This window comes from Isosphaeraceae bacterium EP7, assembly GCA_038400315.1.
Lineage (GTDB): Bacteria > Planctomycetota > Planctomycetia > Isosphaerales > Isosphaeraceae > EP7.
This window is the reverse complement of the sequence record CP151667.1, coordinates 440926-458642: the sequence shown is the minus strand read 5'-3', so window position 1 is coordinate 458642 and position 17717 is coordinate 440926. Positions and strand designations below refer to the sequence as shown.

The 17717-nt window shown below is 67.9% G+C and carries 15 protein-coding genes and 1 tRNA gene; 7 read left to right on the top strand and 9 right to left on the bottom strand.

Annotated elements, in window-relative coordinates; all coding sequences use genetic code 11:
- Positions 1 to 17: 17 nt before the first annotated feature.
- Complete coding sequence (locus EP7_RS01935; protein WP_463525883.1) at positions 18 to 3380, bottom strand: DUF1553 domain-containing protein; 3363 nt, start codon at positions 3378 to 3380, stop codon at positions 18 to 20.
- Between the two features lie 275 nt (positions 3381 to 3655).
- On the opposite strand from EP7_RS01935, the gene EP7_RS01930 reads away from it, so the two are divergent.
- From EP7_RS01930 to EP7_RS01915, 4 genes are all read left to right on the top strand, one after another.
- Positions 3656 to 4279, top strand: a complete 624-nt coding sequence (locus EP7_RS01930; protein ID WP_463525882.1) for a DUF2721 domain-containing protein — start codon at positions 3656 to 3658, stop codon at positions 4277 to 4279.
- Between the two features lie 610 nt (positions 4280 to 4889).
- Positions 4890 to 5579 carry a ferritin-like domain-containing protein gene (locus EP7_RS01925; protein WP_463525881.1) on the top strand — a complete coding sequence of 230 codons (690 nt, stop codon included), beginning with the start codon at positions 4890 to 4892 and terminating at the stop codon, positions 5577 to 5579.
- 229 nt (positions 5580 to 5808) lie between these two features.
- Positions 5809 to 6678: a S1 family peptidase gene (locus EP7_RS01920; protein ID WP_463525880.1), complete on the top strand. Its 870-nt coding sequence runs from the start codon at positions 5809 to 5811 to the stop codon at positions 6676 to 6678.
- On the top strand, positions 6668 to 6898 hold the full coding sequence (locus EP7_RS01915) for a hypothetical protein (protein WP_463525879.1): 231 nt from the start codon (positions 6668 to 6670) through the stop codon (positions 6896 to 6898). Before EP7_RS01920 ends, EP7_RS01915 begins: the two co-directional genes overlap by 11 nt.
- Before the next feature lie 18 nt (positions 6899 to 6916).
- Here the strand turns inward: EP7_RS01915 and EP7_RS01910 are convergent, their stop codons facing one another.
- Together EP7_RS01910 and pdxH are read right to left on the bottom strand one after the other, a co-directional pair.
- Positions 6917 to 8614, bottom strand: coding sequence for an FAD-dependent oxidoreductase (locus tag EP7_RS01910; protein WP_463525878.1), 1698 nt, complete (start codon positions 8612 to 8614; stop codon positions 6917 to 6919).
- Positions 8615 to 8760: 146 nt separating this feature from the next.
- Positions 8761 to 9405, bottom strand: coding sequence for a pyridoxamine 5'-phosphate oxidase (gene pdxH, locus EP7_RS01905; RefSeq protein ID WP_463525877.1), 645 nt, complete (start codon positions 9403 to 9405; stop codon positions 8761 to 8763).
- A gap of 128 nt (positions 9406 to 9533) precedes the next feature.
- On the opposite strand from pdxH, the gene EP7_RS01900 reads away from it, so the two are divergent.
- Positions 9534 to 10220 carry an adenylate kinase family protein gene (locus EP7_RS01900; protein ID WP_463525876.1) on the top strand — a complete coding sequence of 229 codons (687 nt, stop codon included), beginning with the start codon at positions 9534 to 9536 and terminating at the stop codon, positions 10218 to 10220.
- On the opposite strand, the gene EP7_RS01895 is transcribed toward EP7_RS01900, so the two are convergent.
- The gene (locus EP7_RS01895) at positions 10203 to 12290 is read right to left on the bottom strand and encodes an alpha/beta hydrolase family protein (protein WP_463525874.1); all 2088 of its coding nucleotides are present in this window, start codon (positions 12288 to 12290) and stop codon (positions 10203 to 10205) included. The two genes, EP7_RS01900 and EP7_RS01895, sit on opposite strands and share 18 nt — an antisense overlap.
- 151 nt (positions 12291 to 12441) lie before the next feature.
- Between EP7_RS01895 and EP7_RS01890 the strand changes: the two genes are divergently transcribed.
- The gene (locus EP7_RS01890) at positions 12442 to 13263 is read left to right on the top strand and encodes a hypothetical protein (RefSeq protein WP_463525873.1); all 822 of its coding nucleotides are present in this window, start codon (positions 12442 to 12444) and stop codon (positions 13261 to 13263) included.
- 61 nt (positions 13264 to 13324) lie between these two features.
- On the opposite strand, the gene EP7_RS01885 is transcribed toward EP7_RS01890, so the two are convergent.
- The 3 genes from EP7_RS01885 to EP7_RS01875 all read right to left on the bottom strand — a co-directional run bounded on the left by EP7_RS01885 (position 13325) and on the right by EP7_RS01875 (position 15795).
- Complete coding sequence (locus EP7_RS01885; RefSeq protein WP_463525872.1) at positions 13325 to 13840, bottom strand: YciE/YciF ferroxidase family protein; 516 nt, start codon at positions 13838 to 13840, stop codon at positions 13325 to 13327.
- Positions 13841 to 13942: 102 nt separating this feature from the next.
- The gene (locus EP7_RS01880; RefSeq protein ID WP_463525871.1) at positions 13943 to 14893 is read right to left on the bottom strand and encodes an ABC transporter permease subunit; all 951 of its coding nucleotides are present in this window, start codon (positions 14891 to 14893) and stop codon (positions 13943 to 13945) included.
- Positions 14890 to 15795: an ABC transporter ATP-binding protein gene (locus tag EP7_RS01875; RefSeq protein ID WP_463525870.1), complete on the bottom strand. Its 906-nt coding sequence runs from the start codon at positions 15793 to 15795 to the stop codon at positions 14890 to 14892. Before EP7_RS01875 ends, EP7_RS01880 begins: the two co-directional genes overlap by 4 nt.
- 190 nt (positions 15796 to 15985) lie before the next feature.
- Here EP7_RS01875 and EP7_RS01870 point away from each other — a divergent pair.
- Positions 15986 to 16067 (top strand) — tRNA-Leu (locus EP7_RS01870).
- Positions 16068 to 16478: 411 nt separating this feature from the next.
- Here the strand turns inward: EP7_RS01870 and hypB are convergent.
- Together hypB and EP7_RS01860 are read right to left on the bottom strand one after the other, a co-directional pair.
- Positions 16479 to 17381 carry a hydrogenase nickel incorporation protein HypB gene (gene hypB / locus EP7_RS01865; protein ID WP_463525869.1) on the bottom strand — a complete coding sequence of 301 codons (903 nt, stop codon included), beginning with the start codon at positions 17379 to 17381 and terminating at the stop codon, positions 16479 to 16481.
- Positions 17381 to 17710: a hydrogenase maturation nickel metallochaperone HypA/HybF gene (locus EP7_RS01860; RefSeq protein ID WP_463525868.1), complete on the bottom strand. Its 330-nt coding sequence runs from the start codon at positions 17708 to 17710 to the stop codon at positions 17381 to 17383. Before EP7_RS01860 ends, hypB begins: the two co-directional genes overlap by 1 nt.
- Positions 17711 to 17717: the final 7 nt, after the last annotated feature.

Below are 17717 nucleotides of genomic sequence, written 5' to 3'. Positions count from 1 at the left end.
TCGGGGGCCCTTCGCGGTCAGCGGAGGTAGAGGAATTCCTTGGTATTGAACAGCGTATGCGCCACGTCGGACCAGACCGGCGCGCACGTCGGCACGTCGTGAGGGCCGACCCCACGCCCGCGGGCGAGAGCGTCGACCAGGCCCGCCCAGCGGCCAAGCTCGTCGGCCCTCGGCGGTCGGCCGAAGGCCAGGTTGAACATCGTCGTCAGCCGCGCATCGACCGACGCGGGCGGTCCCGCGGCGAGGCGTTCTCCCCAGAGCCTGGCCTGTCCCTGGACGAATGGGTCGTTGAGCAGGGCGAGGGCCTGGGCGGGAACGTTGGTCAGGTCGCGGCGGCCGGCCGGGATCTTGGGCGGGGGCTGGTTGAACGTCGCCAGGAACCTGGGCGGTTCCATCAAGGTCGACTTGATATAGAGCGAACGGCGGCCGTCGCCATCGAGCGGCCCGGAGACGAGGCGTTTCTGGGGGTCTTCGTTCGCCCTGTGGGGGTCGATCGTCGGGCCGGAGAGCCGCAAATCGAGCCGCCCCGAGGCCGCGAGGATCGCGTCTCGGACCGACTCGGCCTCCAGACGCCGCAGGGGAGCGTGGTGGAGCAGGCGGTTGCCGGGGTCGACCTCGGTGGCACCTGGCGCAGCGATGCTCCCCTGGCGGAAGGTGGCGGTCAGGACCAGTTCGCGAACCAGGGCCTTCGTCGACCAGCCTCGATCGACGAGCCGCGCGGCCAGCCAGTCGAGCAGCTCGGGGTTCGACGGCGGGTCGCCGAGCTTGCCGAAGTCGTCGGGCGTGGCGACGATTCCAGTGCCAAAAACCCACTGCCAGACCCGGTTGGCGTAGACCCGCGCCGTCAGGGGGTTGTCGGCCGAGGCGACGCGTTCGGCCAGTTCGAGTCGTCCGCTCCTGCGGTCCGAGAACTCCGGGGCCGAGCGGCCCTCGGCCAGCACGCCCAGATAGCCACGTGGCACGGCCGCGCCGAGCTTGTCGTACTCGCCTCGGACGTTGAGGCGATAGTTCTCGCCGTCGTCGAGGTCGGCAAGGCCATTGACGGTCTGAGGGTCGGGCACCAGGCGTTCGGCCGCCCGGTAGGCGTTCACCAGGTCGCGGATCCCGAACGGAGCAGGGCCATCCCATCGGTTGGTCAGCATGCCTTGCGTCAGGAGCCAGTTCAGTCTGATCGCGTCGTGGTCGGTCGCCTCGTCGCCGGCCCAGCGCTCCAGCGAGGCGCGGCACCAGCGTGAATACCTGGCGGCCACCTCGGCCAGGGTCGTGGGTGCGGGCCCCTCGAAGAGCGGGAGGAATTGGGCGAGATCGTCGCGGGGCGTTCCCTGGGCGCTGCCGACGACGGCTCGGGTGACGCCGAACCAACTCCTGGGATCGGCCGCCTGCGCGTCGGTGCAGGCGCCGCCGAGGCCGACGCGGGGCGGGAAGTTCGGGTTGCTCGTCTTCGTCGCCAGCTCGCGGTAGACGTTGCGCCCGGCCAGCTCGGGCAGGGGGGGGACGGTCGACCAGGCCGGGGCGGGCCGCGCGAGATATTCCTGCCGCTCGGTAAGGAACGCGTTGTCGACCACGGTGCGTTCGGCCGCGAACTCGGCCCCGCATGTCTCCAGGCTCAGCCAGGCGGCGGGAAGCGACTTCAGATAGGGCGATCTCAGCGCGCCGTTGAGCCTGGGCGAGAGCGCATTGGTGAACAGGCCGCCCGGCAGAACGGCGACGAGGGCCGCCGGCCCTTCGAGCGCGACGACGAAGTCTCCGGGACGGACGGGCCCGTCGCGGAGTCCGACTCCGTCGACCGACCAACCCGGGGGAAGCCCCTTGGAGAAGTCGGCGACGACCTTGAATTTCGAGGCGTTGTCATCCGCACGCGTTTTGTGCTCCCCGGCGTAACCAGCGGCGATCGAGGACCATGCGGCGGCAAGGTCCCCCTTGTCACGGGCCACCTTGGCGAGCGCGACCCAGGCCCGCAGTGGATGCTCCCAGGGGGGCTCTGCGCCGGCTGCGGACGTGGCTCGCCCCCAGGCGGTCGGCGCGTCGGAGGGGGATGGCGTCGCGAGCAACTCCCCGGCCCAGCCGCGAGATTCGCCCAGCCACCAATCCGCGAGAGCCCGGCGCAACGGGCCCTTCAGCCGTCTCAGCTCGTCGAGCGCCCGGGCGCCTCGGGCAGGGGTGTCGAGCGTATGGGTGACCCACCGAGGGCTCATGAAGGCGCCGGCCAGGGCGTAGTAATCGCGCTGGGAGACGGCATCGATCTTGTGATCGTGGCAGCGGGCGCAGCCGACGGTCGTCCCCTGAAAGGCCTTGGAGAAGGCGTCGATCTTGTTGTGCACCATCTCCTGATGGATGCCGTCGAACTGGGCGCTGTCGCCGTGCCGGTTCTCGCCCATCTGGAGGAACATGGGGCCGATGAGCGACTCGTTCGTCTCGCCGGCGGGGTCGAGCCTGGGCCGCTCCAGCAGGTCGCCGGCGATCTGTTCGCGGGTCAACTGGTCGAACGGGATGTCGGCGTTGAAGGCGCGGACGAGATAGTCTCGATAGCGCCAGGCCCCTTTCGCGGGGATGTCCCACTCATAACCGTAGGTGTCGCCGTAGCGCACCACGTCCATCCAGTGCCTAGCCCAATGCTCGCCGAAGTGGGGCGAGTCGAGGAGTCGGTCGACCAGCCGCTCATAGGCTTCGGGCGAGCTGTCTCCGACGAATGACCTGATCATGTCCTCGCCTGGAGGAAGGCCCGTCAGCACGAAGGCGAGCCGGCGAGCCAGGGGCGCCCGATCGGCCGGGGCCGACGGGGCGAGGCCCGCTCGTTCGAGCTTCGCCAGGACGAAGCGGTCGACGGGCCCCTCCGGCCAGCGGGCGTCGCGGGTCGAAGGGACGGCCGGTCGGGCGATGGGCTGGAGGCTCCACCAGGACCGGCGTTCCCCGAGCTTGGCTTCCCACTCCTGGCGGCCTGAATCCTCGGGAGAGGGCGCGACGTCGCGGGGGTCGTATGCCCCGGACATGACCCAATCACGGAGGTCTTTGAGGGCGGACTCGGGCAATTTCGGGGCCTTCTGGGGCATCTCGAGGCCGGGCTCAGCATGCTCCATGACCCGGACGAGCAGGCTCCCGTCGGCGTCCCCCGGCTCGACGGACGGGCCGGAATCGCCCCCCTCGATCAGGCCACCCTTCCAGTCGACCCGCAGACCTCCCGCCTGTTTGGACGCGCCGTGGCAGTCATAGCAGTGGATGGCCAACACGGGCCGGATCTTGGACTCGAAGAACGAACGCCGCGACGCCTCGTCCTCGGCTGCGGCGGCCACGCGGGCGAGGAGGACCGCCGCGAAGGCGCCGATCTGGAGGAACGGCCGGGCGGAACGACCCCGATCGGCTCGGGAAACCTCTGGCGGCATGGGATCGATGCTCCGGGCCGGCGTCGCGGTTCTCGGGCTGAGAGCGACCTTCCTCAATCGACCGATCGTGTTCAACAGATCCTAAACAAATTGGCGCGGCGATGCACCTGCCGTCCGTCGTCCCGGGGTCCAACGCTCAATCTGGCCGGCAAGTGGCCCGGGAGGGCTGGACGCGGGGGACCTGGGGCGACAGACTCGAAGCGCGATCGCCGGCCCGGCGTGGAATGGCGTGGACGAAGCGGGCGGGCGTAGGCGCAAAGAGGACTCCGACCCCGATGTTCGACGGCCCGCCGAGTTTGATGCCCCTCTCCGCCTCCTCGTCGTCGACGTATGCAACCCTGTCGGCCATGATCACTCCGGCGATCTTCCTGACGGCCAACGGGTCGCTGATCATCTCGACGTCCAACCGGATGTCGAGGATCGTCGACCGGATCCGCGTGCTGAACGACCTGGGCGACTCGATCGGCCGGGGCGACACCAAGCTGGATTATCTCGCGACCCGGCTGACGCACATCAATGATCAGCTTGGCCGGCTCATCTGGCGCAGCGACCGGATCCGCTACGCCCTGACGATGCTGTACCTGGCCTTCGGCGCGTTCATTCTGACGAGCCTCTCCCTGGCGCTCGACGTGCTGGCCGGCAACCACAGGCTGGTGGCCCTGCCCACCCTGACGGCGCTCGTCGGCGTGACCCTGATGCTGGTCGCCTGCCTGAATATGGTCCGTGAGGCGTTGGAGGCGCTGCGATCGAACCGCCGCGAGGTCCGCTTCTACCGCGAATTACAGGACCGACGCCGCGCCGACGGCCGCGATCTCGTCCCGTTCGCCCCATCCCCGCCCGTCGACGGCCCAACCTCGGGCTCGAAGCCGCCGCCCGAGACGTCCATCCTCCTCAAATGATCCTGGATCGATGCCGAGGAGCCAGGGCCGAGTCGAGGGAGTGAGGGACGATCCCACCCGGCCGGCGTCTCGGCCATGAAGCGGGTCGGTGCCAGCCGGTGAGGGGCAGAACCCCGATCACCTTCGGGGACACGCAAGCCGAATCGAGAGGTGATTGTTTTCTGCGCTTCGTAATGCGCAAGAGCGGGAAGCGGTGCAACGGGGTGGTTTCCCCGCCCGACCCGATTCGGAACATCACCGCGCTCGTGCGACGTGCGATGCCCTTGAAACGTCGCGGAACGACACGCCTCTCGAAGCCGCGGGCGTTTCTCAATCCGAGCATCCCCTCACCCGGCGCAGCAATTGCTGGACATCTCGGCCGATTCCAGAGATTTCGACATCAGATACATGGCGATCTGTCTGCGCGCGAGTGGGATCCTCGGCGCCGACTCCCCGGATCGACGAATCGTCGCGGGAAAGCTCGACTGATGTTGGATCCACGCGAAATCTCCACGCATTGCCCTCGTTCTTGATTGCCCGTGGCGGGACATGACCGCCGGCCTGGGTGCCTTCATGGGCAGCCCGGGTTGACTCTCCACACCTCGACCGAGCTAACAAGAGAGATTCAAGCATGCTGAACGAACTCGACCGCGAAGTGTCCTCCACGTCCGAAGTCGTCGATGAGCCGGCCGCAGGCCGTGGCCGTCGGTCCTTCCTGATGCGCTCGACGCTGGCGATCCCGGCGGCCCTGGCGATGAGTGGCGTGGCGAAGGCGGGCAGCCTCGGCACCCTTCCGTCGCTGTACTCGGGCTGGAATTCCCGCAACTTCCGTGAGATCGGCAACGACGAGGCGAATCACGTCTCCGTGCTGACCTCGCTGCTGGGCGCGAATGCCCGGCCCAAGCCGACGTTCCAGAACCTGGTGGCCGGCAGCGCCGCGCAATTCGCCGGCCTGTCCCAGGCGTTCGAGAACATCGGCGTTGGGGCCTATCTGCGGGCCAATTTCTTCATCTTCGACGCCCAGACTCGCTTCATCGCCAACCAGATCGCGCTGGCGGAAGCCTACCACGCGGGCTACCTCAACACGCTGGTGAATACGCCGGTCTTGCCGAACGGCAACTCGTTCGCCAATGGCCTGCTGGTCAGCCAGGTCGTCAACGCCGTCAGCCCGTACGTCGCCAGCCTCAATGGCGGCCCGGCCCCAGGCTACGATGACGTCAGCTCGGCTGCCAACGACATCAACATCCTGAACTTCGCCCTGCTGCTGGAGCAACTCGAGGCCGAGTTCTACAGCATCAACATCCCTCGAGTCTTCGGCTGATCGGAGGGCCACGGCAACCGCCGAGCGCGCTGATTTAAGGTCCCCGCAATCGACCTGCGGGGGCCATCTCCGTTCGAAGCCGGCGATTCGGGGCGGGCGAAAGGGCCAACTGCCTCTGCTGCCCGGTCGCCAACATCCAGGGCGTGACCCTTGCCGGAGCGGGGTGACTCGCCGACAATCGCTCGATCGAGTGTGTAAGCGTTGACTCGGTCGATTCCTGAGGGGCGGCATGCAACAGCGATCCGTCGTCGCGATTGGCTTCGCGCTCGCATTGCTGGCGGCTGGGCCCGGCGCGCACGCGGCCGAGCTTCCAGGAAGCGGCGTCGCGAGCCCGAAGGCGAACGCCGAAGATGACCTGACGATCCGGCCGACGGTCCTCATCCGGCAGGGCAGGACCGTGGGCAGCGGCACGATCATCGCGTCTGTCGCGGGCGAGACCCTGGTGCTGACCGCCTCGCACGTCGTCAACGGCCGCGAGCCGATCGTCGTCGAACTGCATCGGTACAACCTCGGCCGCGAGGCGGAGCCCGCCGCGGCGGGTGCCCGGCCGATGGCCGTCAAGGGGGATCGGGTGGGGGACGACCGCCACGGAGACGTCGCGGTGGTACGCATCCGAGGGATGAGGGCCTTGCCTTATGTGGCCCGGCTGACGGCCGGCGATGAGGAGCCCGCCCAGGGCTCGAAGGTCACCTCGGTGGGAATCGACCTGGCGACGAATCTCAGCCGATGGTCCACGACCATGCGAGGCGTCGCCTGGCTGGACATGACGCAGAAAGAAGAAGAACGCCCGTTCCTGGTCACGACCAAGGCCCCGGAGCACGGCCGTTCGGGAGGGGGCCTGTACCAGGACGCCCTCCTCATCGGCGTCTGCGTGGGGCGGGCCGAATTCGACGAGGGGCGGACCCGGGGCGTATTCGCGGGCGCCTCGAACATCCGCCTGGTGCTCCAGGAACGAGGCCTGATGGACCTGATCGCGCAGTCCGAGCAGATACCGCTCGCCGACCGCTCGGCCTCGTTCCGTCGAGGCGAGATTGCCCCCGGCGCGCGGCGTATCGTGCCCGTACCGACGGCCGCGGGGAGTCGCTCGCATGGAAGATGAACTGACCGATTTCCTGGTCGAGAACCGAGTGACCGGCGAGGTCGTCCTGCGTGGCCTGGTTGAGCCGGGCGGCGTGTTGGTGATCCTGGGCGCCTCGCCGTCGTTGACCGACGCCCTGGCCGATTCCCTGCTGTCGATGATCCGCGGCCAGATCGCCGAGGGATACGACGGGGGGACCCTGGAGCCGCCTTATTACGAGTGGTCGGGTGCGGGATACTGAGCGAACCAACGCTGAAGCTCAGCGAGGAGTGAGCTTGGGCCAGTCCAGTTCGACGCCCCGCGCGGTGAGGCTCGCCTGAAATTCGCGGAGCCGCGGCTGGGTGTTGCGGACGGCGCGGGGTGAAAGCTTGCGGTCGAGGCAGAAGGCCGCCAGGGCGCCGGCGGCCTCGCCGATGGCCCACTCGACGGGGTGCAGGCGATAGCAGCCGTTGGTGATGTGGGTCACGCCCAGGTTCTTGCACGCGGCCAGGACGTTCTCCACCCGGCGCGGGATGAGCGAGCCCAGCGGGACCTGGAACGGCAGCGAGCTGACGTCGATGTAGTTATTCCCGCCCGTGCTGGGGTGCAGATCGATCCGGTAGCTGCCGATTCCCACAGAGTCGCCGAACGCCTCGGCCGTCACGTCCTCACGACCCAGTGCGGCGCGCCGGGCCTCGGTGCCGACGTGCTTCTCGAGCACGGTGAACTCGGCCCGGATGCGCCTGGATTCGCGGATATAAGGATATTTTGCCAGGCCGTCGGCGGTCCCCACCACGTCGGGCCTGAGCCGCAGCCCCTTGTAGCCGGCGCCGCCGTCGGGACGGGGGAACTCGGTCTGGAGCCAATAGAGCAAGGACAGGCTGAGCTGCTTGGCGCGGGCGACGTGCGCCTTGGCCTCGTCCGGGGTCACGCCGATGAGGTTGCCCAGCCAGTAGTCGTTCTGGGGCCAGTTCACGAGCGTCATGCCGCCGGGATACGTGCCGGGGGCGAAGTTGCGGGCGTCGGCAATCCGGCGGTAGTTCCAGAACCCCTTGCCCTCGCCGGTGGGGTCGAAGATGAGCGTGCGGCCCTTGAGCGTCTTGGGGTCGGAGGCGTCGCCGAACAGCTTGCCCGGCCAGGCGGGGGTGAGCTTCGGCACATAGTCGCGCCAGAATGCGTATTCGGCCGGCCTGTCGACCGTGTGGTCCTCCCCCTGGACGTGGTCCATGGCGAAGCAGCACGTGAACGACTGCTGATTCTCGGGCTGCGCGACGTCCGGGGCGCTCAGGTCGCCGGTCTCGCCCTTGGCCTCGAAGCCCGTGACGAACTCGACGCCGGCCAGCGGCAGCAGGTCGCCCAGCTCCGACGCGTCGAGGAAATAGGGGGCGACCAGGGTGCGGGATCGGCCGGTAGGCGAATGCTTCACGGTGACGGCGCGGACGCGATCGCCCTGGACGTCGGCCGCGACCGGCTCGTGCTCCAGGAGCACAATCAGCCGGCCGCCCGAGGCATAGGGGGCGAGCATCTCCGTCAGCACCGCGAGCGCAACTCGAGGCTCGTGGCAGAGCTTGGAGACCGTCCCATTGCCCGGGTTCAAGTTCAGGCGAGCGGAGGCCTCAGCCGTCAGGGGGTAGTGCCGGCGATAGTAGTCGCGCACGCCCCGCCGGAACGCGAAATACGAGGCATTGCCGCCGAACTGCTCGATCCAGGGATGCTCGTCGGGGGGCACCGCCTGCTGGGTGAGCTGGCCGCCGACCCAGTCTGTCGGGTCGGTCATCACGACCGTCTTGCCCGCCTTCAGGGCCGCCAGGGCCGCCGCGCACCCGCCCACTCCCGCGCCGACGATGACGAGATCCGCGGCGATCTCGGCCCCCGCGAGCCCATCCAGGACCATGGCCGCCGGAGCAAGCCCCGACTCCGCGGCCAGCAGCCCCGTCAGCCCCAGTCCGCAACCTTCCAGGAACTGTCGACGACGCATGGCAGCGGCCTCCCTCACGAAATGCCGGATGACGGCCCGAGTGTACAGGGCGGGGGGGGCCAAGTCATCGGCGACGAAGTCGAGGGGGCGAGCCGGGGAAGTTCTCTCCGAGGAACATGGCGGCAGTTCATTCGAAATTAGCATCTTCAGGGGGAAAGGCGTTGCAAGCTCCAGCGTCCCTCTCCGTCGAGCTCATAACGCAGGCGGTCGTGGAGGCGACTGGCGCGGCCTTGCCAGAATTCAATGGCGGTGGGGGCGAGGAGGTAGCCTCCCCAATGAGGGGGGCGGGGCACGTCTCCGTCGGGGTGAGCTTTTTCGAGATCGGCGTAGCGGGCTTCGAGGGCATCCCGTCCGGCAATGATCTGGCTCTGGTCGGAGGCCCAGGCTCCCAGACGCGAGGCGAGGGGCCGGCTCTGAAAGTAGGCGTCGGACTCGGGGGCGGGAGCCCGATCGATCCGGCCCTCGACGCGGACTTGACGCTCCTGGGTGGGCCAGAAGAAGACGATCGCGGCGTGGGGGTTGGCCGCGAGTTCGTGGCCCTTCCGGCTGTCGTAGTTGGTGTAGAAGGTGAGCCCGCGGCGGTCGAGGCCCCGCAGCAGGACGATACGAGCCGAGGGGTGGCCGTCCAGGGTGGCGGTGGCCAGGGTCATGGCGTTGGGCTCGGGGACGTCGGCGAGAACGGCCTCTTCGAGCCAGACGCCGAGCTGCGCGATGGGGTCGGCGTCGACTCCGCGCTCGTCGAGCGTATGTCGGGTATAATCCTTGCGGAACGAGGTGGCCTCGGGCTGCATCGCGGGTCGCTCCGTGCCCGCCGTACGCGGGGCTTTGGGCCTTGCCGCTCGCGGTCGAGCGGCCTCCGGGCCTATTGTATCAACCCGGCCACGTGAGCCGAATCGTCCCTTTGACGGAGTGCATCCGAGTGTCCGCGACCGTTTCGTTCCCCCCGCGGCACCTGGTGGCCTTCGGGCGTCCCGGCAGCGGCAAGAGCAGCCTGGCCGAACGCCTGGGCAAGGATTACGGCTACACCCTGGTTCGCACCGGCGAACTGTTACGCGAGGCGGTTCGCCGTGGCGACTCGCTGGGCAAGCGCGTCGAGGCCACCCTGGCCAGCGGCAACCTCGTCCCAGACGCGCTCATCGTCGAGTTGCTGGAGGCCGACCTGAAGGCCCCGGGCGACCGCCGGCTGCTGTTCGACGGGTTCCCCCGGACGATGGGCCAGGTGGCCATCCTTGAAGGCTTCGAACAGACGCTCGGCTTCGGCATCGACGGCTATCTCGAGATCGCGCTGACGCGCGAGGCGGCCGAGGCCCGGATGACAGGCCGACGCGTCTGCCCGCAATGTGGCGCGACCTATCACCTCCAGGCCAAGCCCCCCATCGTGCCCGAGCATTGCGACAACGACGGGGCCACATTGGTGCGCAGGCCCGACGACGCAATCGAGGTCGTCTCCCGGCGGCAGCAGGTCTATGACGACCACGCGGGGCCGATCCTGGCGCATCTGCGGGCGACGGTCCCCGACCGGATTTATGTGGTGGACGGCGACCAGGGCCCCGACGCGGTCTATGCCGAGACCCTGGCCGTGCTGGGCCTAGCGCGGGGCGAATGACGGCCAGCTGCCGACCGGGGCGCCTAGCGTCTCGGCCTGGCGCGCCGCCCAGCGCCAGGCATCGGGCGTGGAACGGCGGATGACGACCTCGCGCGGATGCACCAGCGTAAGCGCCTGGGCCTGGGTCATCAGCCGCTCCAGGTTCAGGAACGCGGGTCCTTCGCGCACGCTGGTCGGGGGCGATTCGAGGACGAGATCGGAGACGGAGGGCTCGAAAACGGCGGCCCACATGGCCAGCGGGGCGGCCTGCCCCTCGCCGATCAGGGCGAGGTTGGCCCCCTGGGGAACCTCGACGACACGGCGCATCGCGGCAATCCCCCGGCGCACGTCCAGGACTCGCATGCCGTCGAGGGTCTGGCCCAGCAGGTAGAACCGCCTGCGGATGTTGCTGTCCTTCGTCTCAGGCCAGGCCGACGGGCCCACACCGCGCGGGGCGAGCAGGACGAGGGCCCGGTCGCGGGACAGCCTCAATGGAAGGACACCGGTCACCCAGGCGCCGGTGTTGAGATCCGAGACGGGCCCTGTCCCTTCCAGCGCCGCGATGATGCGCGACCATTCGCCCTCCCAGGCGGCCTCGTCGAGCACTCGGATCGCCATGTTGCGCGGCCCGGCGGCGCGGCCGGCGGGCTCGATCCACCAGAAGCGCAAGGTGACGCCGGGCTGGCTCTCGTAATCATACGAGCGCATCCGGATTCCCTTCGTCGTGCGATCGATGACCGGCTGCGGTTCGGGCGTGGACAGTTCACCCTCGGCCGGCCAGCCGCCGAAGACTTTGGCCCGTATCTCCTCCAGCCATTGGGCCCGCTGCGCCGGCCAGGCGTTTCGGGTCGGCGGCATGTTCGGCGGCGTGGGGACCTTGATGAACGTCTCCTGAATCAACGCGTTCGCGGCCCTCGGTCCCAGGGCCGAGTCCTCGGCGATCACGCGCAGGTCCTTCTGATCGATGGGTCGGGGCGGTTCCTCGACCTTCGCATCGGTCCCTTTGAGCCATTTGTTCATGAAAGCGAAGGAGGGGTGACGGAGCTCTTCGGTGTCGACGTGCTTCCCCTTGCCGACGACCAGGCCGAGCTTGTCGGCGGCCCCGTACCAGCCGTAGACCCGCTGGAGCTGAGCGTAAATCCGTCGGACTCCGTCCTCCGGAAACATCGGGTCGGCATCGGTATTCTCGACGAGGAGGGGCCGGGGCGCGACCAGGGCGGCGAGTGTGTCGAAGTCCCAGCGATAGGTGTTCACTGGATACATGCAGTCGCAATGCTCCTCGACCATGCCGTCGACGACGTGATTGTGCAAGTCGGTGATGCCGGCCACGGGAATGGCAGCGGCCACGCGGTCGTCCATCGCGGCCACCCACCAACTCGTCGCGCCGCCGCCCGATCGGCCCGTCACGCCGATCTTGGTCGCGTCGACCTCGGGCCTGGAGACGAGGTAGTCGATCCCCCGCATCCCGTTCCAGGCCTCGACCCCCGCGGGAGAGTACCCGCGGGAGAGCCACCACCACATGCCGTACCTGAACGTTCCGTGATGCAGGCCCGGCACCTCGCCAAGCTCGAGCGTGTCGAGCACCAAGCAGACATACCCATTGGCGGCGTACCAGGCGGCGTGGTGCTTGTAATGCGCCTTGTTGCCCAGGATCAGTCCATCGATCTCCTCCCGCCCGTGCCCGCAGACGTAGAGCACCGCCGGCAGCTTCTTGTCCTTGTCGACCACCTTGGGCCGGTACAGATTGGCGGTGACGACCAGCCCGGGGGCGGAGCGGAACAGGATCTTCTCGATCACGAAATCGGGGGCCTCGACCGTGCCGGTGACCTGGGCGTCGAGCGGGACCCGCTCGGGGCCGGGGTCGAGGCCGAGCATCTCGGCGAGTTGCCGCTTCAGTTCGGGTCGTTTCGCCTTCCAGGCGTCCGCCGAGTCGATGCCCAGCAGCGGCTTGGCCTCGATCTTGGCGCTCTCGACGCGGAAGTACTCCGCCAGCGGCGGCGTCTCGCCGGGCTTGGGGTCGGCAGCGTTGGTCGTGGCCGTGGTGAGCAAGAGCGCCAGAACAGCCGTCGTGAAGGTCGGTCGCACTTTCATGGGCGGGTCCTCCGCGCCTCGGGCGGCGCCTTTGGCCAGGGACGAAGCAGGCGGGCGGCGAGTTCTGGACCTGCACGGTTGGGCCGCCGGCCGTTACCATAGCCGGGCGCGTCGGGTCGATCGAGGGGCTTGCAGTCCTGGGGGGTCAGCCATGAGGATTTCGATCATTTTCGCCCTGGGGCTCGGCTGGACCTCGCTCGCTCCCCGGGCCCTCGCTCAACCGCTGGCCCCGCCAAAGCCCGCGGCGTCGGGGTTCAAGATCCAGGTGACCCGCTACTACAGCGGGCCCGAGCCCGTTGGCCGCGCCGAGATCGTGGCCCACGGCGGGCGCGTCTACATGTTCGACTCGGAGACTCCCGAGGAGGTCGTCATCTACGACCCGGAGGGGGGCCGCATCCACCTGCTCGACATGGCGAGGAAGCTGACGGCCGAGCTGCCGGTGAAGAAGCTGGACGAATCGCAGACCGCCTTGCGCAAGGCCATCGACGGCGTCATCGGCAAGCGCGAGGCCGAGGGAGGGAGGGCCAATCGGGTGGCCGCGCAGATGAGCCGCGACCTCCTCGACCCGCACTTCACGCCGACCTTCGATGCCGCACTGGGCAAGCTCCACATGGCGAACGACACCACCGAGATCGACGCCCTGGGCATGCCCGACGCCGTCCCTGCGCGGCTCGAGCTTGTGGCCGACATCCTGGGCGTCTCCTGGAAGCTGGCGGCCCTGCGCGACCCGTCGTCGATCCCGCCGTTCCCGAGGCTCGAAGCGCTGAGGGCCATGACCCGCGAGCGAAACCTACGCCTGACCGAGCTATCGGCCCTGTATCGGCTGGCCGGCAAGCCCGTGAGGCTCCGCTCGACCTACCTGCTGACGCCGAGCCTTGCCGGATCCGAGACGAAGGCGCTGGACCGGGTCGAATCGATGCGCGGCGACGCGAAGCGTCTGAGCTTCGACCGCTACGAGCGTCGGGCCGAGTAGGACGTCGCGCCGGCCCGGCCTCCTGCAGGAGGCCGGGCCGGCGCCGCACCCCCTCGCTAGTTCAGGCGTGCTCTCGGTCCCTGGCATGGAAGGCGGTGCGGAGCAGGCGATTGATGGCGGTCTCTGCCTTCTGGAGGGCCACCTCCCCCTGATCCAGGTTGCGGCCGAGCAACTCGGCCAGCGAGGGCTCATCCATCAGCTCCGCGGCGGCCGCGAGCCCTCGATAGGTGCACACCGCGTGATGCTCGATCTTGCCTAGGGTCTGGGCGATCACGCAGTCGATCAGCTCGGACACCCCGGAAGCCCGCCCCATCCCCGCTTCCAAGGCACCGACGAGCCCCGTGGCGGCCTCGCATCGGATCCGATTCGTCGCCCGGCCCAGCGTGGCGAAGGCCTGTTCCAGATTCCCGATCTGCTCTTCGGCCTGGCCCATCTGGTCGCGGATCATCCGCTTCAGCGCCGGGTCGAACGCCCGCTCCAGCATCGACCGGCGGGCATCGAGGAACTGGAGCTCGGTGTCATAGATGCTGGCAAGGCCGTCTCGGAAAGCGTCTTCGAATGTCCTGATCTCATCCATGGCGATCGGCCCTCGATCTCGAGATGGAGGTGGCGAAGCCCCGATACAAGATCATATTCATCCCACATTTGCGTGGATGCCGCCAGGGCCATTCCCCGAGGACTAGCTATTCGCGGGTAGGTCGCGAGCCGCGAAGCAGGTGAACGCCAGCGCCAGGCCCGCGCCGCCGATGCCCCCCAGCACCGCGAGGTTGGTGCGAAGAACCTCGCCCTTGACGACGGCCTCGACGGGGTCGTAGGCGTGATAGATGGAGAATTTGTCCATCCAGAGGTATTCCTCCATCGTCGGCAGGTTGACGATGACGTGGAGGATGAAGCTCCCCAGGGCGAGCATCGATGCGAGCGTGGTCGGTCGCCAGCGGACGACGTCCATCGACGACAGCCAGAGGGTCACGCCATACATCGCAAGCCCGAGCGCCGCGTAGTTCAAGGCCGCCGGGAGCAAGGCCGTCCAGCGCGGGGGCGACAGGACCGTGAACCGGTAGCCGCCGATCTGATTGCCCACGATCAAGGCACCGCCCAGCACGACCAGGCCCAGCAGCGTGACGGCCACCTGATTGGCCAGGTAGCCGGTGCGGCTCATCGGCCTGGAGAGGACCAGATCGAGGCCCCCCTTCTCGATCTCGCCGGCCACGCCACCGGTGCCGCGCCCGATCGCCCAGAGGGCGAGCGGCAGCAGGATGAACGGGTGGTTCCACAGGGCCACTTCGAGCGCGATCGACGAATTGTCGAACGAGCTGCCGCCGAAGGCCCGGAGGGTGCCGCGGCCGTTGCCGTTGGGGTTGGGCCGGGCGGCGGCCATGGCACGGCGGAAGTCAATCTCCTTGGGGGAGGTGACCAGGAACATCATGTACTGCTGGCCGAAGAACTGCCCGGCACGCGTCAACACGTTCATCGGCGGCGCATCGGGCTGGCCCGGCTGGACCTGCCCCTCGGCGCGTGAGGCGACGTAGACGAGCAGATACGACAGCCCCAGCAATGCCGCGGCGGAAAGGCCGAGGTTCCAGCGGGACTCGCCCAGTTGCTTGCGGAAGAAGGCCCAGGCGGCGTTCATGAAGTTGCGGCCTCGTCGGGCAGGTCGACGGCGTTGGCGCCGTGGAAAGTGTCGTAGAGGCTCTGCAAGTCCTCGGTCCCGATGGCCAGGTCGGCGACCGGCTGCGAGGCCAGCCAACCCAGCAACGGGCCGACCTCTCCGCGATGCTCGTACAGCAGGGCCTCGCCGGGCGCGTCGCGGCGGGTCAGCTCAAGCTCGTCGGGCGGCACGGGCACCTCGGACGAGGCATATCGTATCAGCAGCATCCGAAGGCTGCGCCTGGCGTGCATGTCCTCGACGTGCATCAGGCGTCCCTTGCGCATGATCGCCACGCGGTCCGAGACGGCCTCGACCTCGGACAGGACATGGCCCGAGAAGATGACGGTCTGACCGGCCGCCTTGGCCGCCTTGACCAGCCCGAGCACGTCGCCCCGCGCCGACGGGTCGAGCGCCGAGGTCGGCTCGTCGAGGATCAGGATGTCCACGGGGTCCGAGAACGCCTGCGCCAGCGCGAGCTTCTGCTTCATCCCGGTGGAATAGGCCCGCACCTTGCGGTCGAGGTCCAGCCGCATCACGCGATCGGCGATCGCCTCGGCCCGCTCCAGAGAGCCACCGCCACGCAGGTCGCCCAGGTACTTCAAGACCTTGCGCCCGGTCATCGCCCCGGGCAGCCGCAGCTCGCCCGGCAGGTACGAGACCCTCTCGCGGACCCGGACGCTCTGCCGCCAGCAATCGAACCCGTCGACACTGGCCGACCCCTCGCTGGGCCGGAGCATCCCCAGGATCAGGCGGATCGCGGTCGTCTTCCCCGACCCGTTCGGCCCGAGCAGCCCGAAGACCTCGCCCGTCTTGACCTCAAGCGTGAAATCTCGCAGGGCGAACGTCGAGCCATACCGCTTCGTCAGCCCCGAAGTTGAGATCATCCCGATCAAACCCCCGACCCGCCCCAGGCCCCATCAAGGCCCCGCGCATCGTCGCCCCGTCGCAACGCTAGGCCCATCTATCCTAGACCAACCACGGCCCCGCCGTCACCCACCAGCCGCCTCCATGCCAGGATGCGATGGCGATCCCCCCGAGAATGAGGTATTCTGGCCTCGTCCCGAATCCGGGCGAGCGAGAGTGGCGGAACTGGCAGACGCGCAGGATTTAGGTTCCTGTGCCGAAAGGCGTGAGGGTTCGACCCCCTCCTCTCGCAATCCGTTAATCTCTAAAGACTTGCGTCAGTGGATTCTTGAGCGTGGATCTCGCCTTGGCAGTGATTTCGTAGGAGCGGCACGATACCGCCGGTCTCGATCGAAAAGTGGATTTACCCCTCCGCATCGCCGTGAGCTAGGGCGCAGTCATGGCGGCCGCCGACGGAAATGCCCGGTGGACAAGCGGAATTCCTCCAAGGAGTCGCAGGCACCCCGAGAAGATCGGGGCACCTACCCCCGGACGCCAACACGGGCGAGGAGTTGTGGCGCTAGACAAGGTCTCACCGACTGCTGACGGATGTCGCCGCGGAACATCGCTCCCGGCCGTTCGTCGAGCGATCCGCCCTACACCTGCGACCGGACCTAGTGGCCTCGTACATCCGCCACGCCAATGCACCCCCGTTGAAGCCGAACTACGCTGGCCGGACTGGAGTCGGTCGGCTCTTCGAACTCTCCGTCTCCTCCTCATGTTGAGGAACCGCGGAGTTCGGTCGAGAACGCTCCGTCGACTGTGTGCAGAGCCATCGATACCACTCAGATAGGCCGTCGCCTCGGATCGCGGAGAGACGCAGAACGCGGAGAGCAGGGTTGACCTGGCGGACGTGGTCGAGGAACCGGGATTCGTCGAACAGCACGTAGGGGAGCAGATCGATCTTGTTGAGGATGACGACCGAGCCGGCTCGGAACATGTGAGGATACTTGAGAGGCTTATCGTCGCCCTCGGTGACGGAGACAATCACCACCTTGGCGTGCTCGCCGAGATCGAAGAGGGCTGGGCAGACGAGATTGCCGACGTTTTCGATCAGGACAACCGAGCCTGGCGGCGGATTGAGCTGATCAAGACTCCGTGCAAGCATCCCGGCGTCGAGATGGCAGCCGGTGCCGGTGTTGATCTGAACGACCCGGCACCCGGTCGCGCGGATTCGCTCGGCGTCATTCAGGGTTTCCTGATCACCTTCGATCACCGAGAGCGGAAGAACGCCTGCGAGGTCGCTGATGGTCCGTTCGAGCAAGCTGGTCTTTCCCGCCCCGGGCGAGCTGACCAGGTTGAGTGCAAGGATGTCGCGACCGGCAAGCCAGTTCCGGTTTCGCTCGGCCAGGCGGTCGTTCTTGGCGAGAACGGCCGTTTCCAGGGAAATCTTGGTCGTTTGATGGCTGTGGTGATGCGAATGGTCGTGACCGTCACCATGATGATCATGGCCATGATCAAATGCATGGGAGTGTTCATCGTGATCGTCGAGGGGGATGATCAGTCCGGTCTCAAGGTCGGTGAGCCTGGGCCGTGAATGATCGGAGCACCCGCATGTTGTACACATTAAACCACCTCGAATTCCTTGATTTTCAGTTGTTCGCCGGAGAGCCACTCCAGGTCGGTGCCGCCGCATTCGCAACGTCCAAACGGGCGGACGAGTGGGACATTCCCCCCGCATTCGCGACAGCGTGCCAGCCCGGGCGTCTCGATGATGACCAAGCTCGCCCCTTCCAGCGAAGTTCCCTCGACGCAGAGCTCGAAGCAGAACTGGACCGCATCGGGCAAGACCGCCGCAAGCTTGCCGACTTCCAGGACCACGCGTGTGACCCGCGCGCCGGCGGCGCAATCGGACACGATCGCGACGATCTCTTGCGCGATTGCCAGCTCGTGCATAGACTCA

Excerpts from the sequence above, each read along its gene's own strand:
- EP7_RS01930 (WP_463525882.1), top strand. The coding sequence starts at position 3,656 with ATGTTCGACGGCCCGCCGAGTTTGATGCCCCTCTCCGCCTCCTCGTCG.
- EP7_RS01895 (WP_463525874.1), bottom strand. The coding sequence starts at position 12,290 with ATGAAAGTGCGACCGACCTTCACGACGGCTGTTCTGGCGCTCTTGCTC.
- EP7_RS01875 (WP_463525870.1), bottom strand. The coding sequence starts at position 15,795 with ATGATCTCAACTTCGGGGCTGACGAAGCGGTATGGCTCGACGTTCGCC.
- EP7_RS01935 (WP_463525883.1), bottom strand. The coding sequence starts at position 3,380 with ATGCCGCCAGAGGTTTCCCGAGCCGATCGGGGTCGTTCCGCCCGGCCG.
- EP7_RS01890 (WP_463525873.1), top strand. The coding sequence starts at position 12,442 with ATGAGGATTTCGATCATTTTCGCCCTGGGGCTCGGCTGGACCTCGCTC.
- EP7_RS01880 (WP_463525871.1), bottom strand. The coding sequence starts at position 14,893 with ATGAACGCCGCCTGGGCCTTCTTCCGCAAGCAACTGGGCGAGTCCCGC.
- EP7_RS01860 (WP_463525868.1), bottom strand. The coding sequence starts at position 17,710 with ATGCACGAGCTGGCAATCGCGCAAGAGATCGTCGCGATCGTGTCCGAT.
- pdxH (WP_463525877.1), bottom strand. The coding sequence starts at position 9,405 with ATGCAGCCCGAGGCCACCTCGTTCCGCAAGGATTATACCCGACATACG.
- EP7_RS01910 (WP_463525878.1), bottom strand. The coding sequence starts at position 8,614 with ATGCGTCGTCGACAGTTCCTGGAAGGTTGCGGACTGGGGCTGACGGGG.
- EP7_RS01885 (WP_463525872.1), bottom strand. The coding sequence starts at position 13,840 with ATGGATGAGATCAGGACATTCGAAGACGCTTTCCGAGACGGCCTTGCC.
- EP7_RS01915 (WP_463525879.1), top strand. The coding sequence starts at position 6,668 with ATGGAAGATGAACTGACCGATTTCCTGGTCGAGAACCGAGTGACCGGC.
- EP7_RS01925 (WP_463525881.1), top strand. The coding sequence starts at position 4,890 with ATGCTGAACGAACTCGACCGCGAAGTGTCCTCCACGTCCGAAGTCGTC.
- EP7_RS01920 (WP_463525880.1), top strand. The coding sequence starts at position 5,809 with ATGCAACAGCGATCCGTCGTCGCGATTGGCTTCGCGCTCGCATTGCTG.
- hypB (WP_463525869.1), bottom strand. The coding sequence starts at position 17,381 with ATGTGTACAACATGCGGGTGCTCCGATCATTCACGGCCCAGGCTCACC.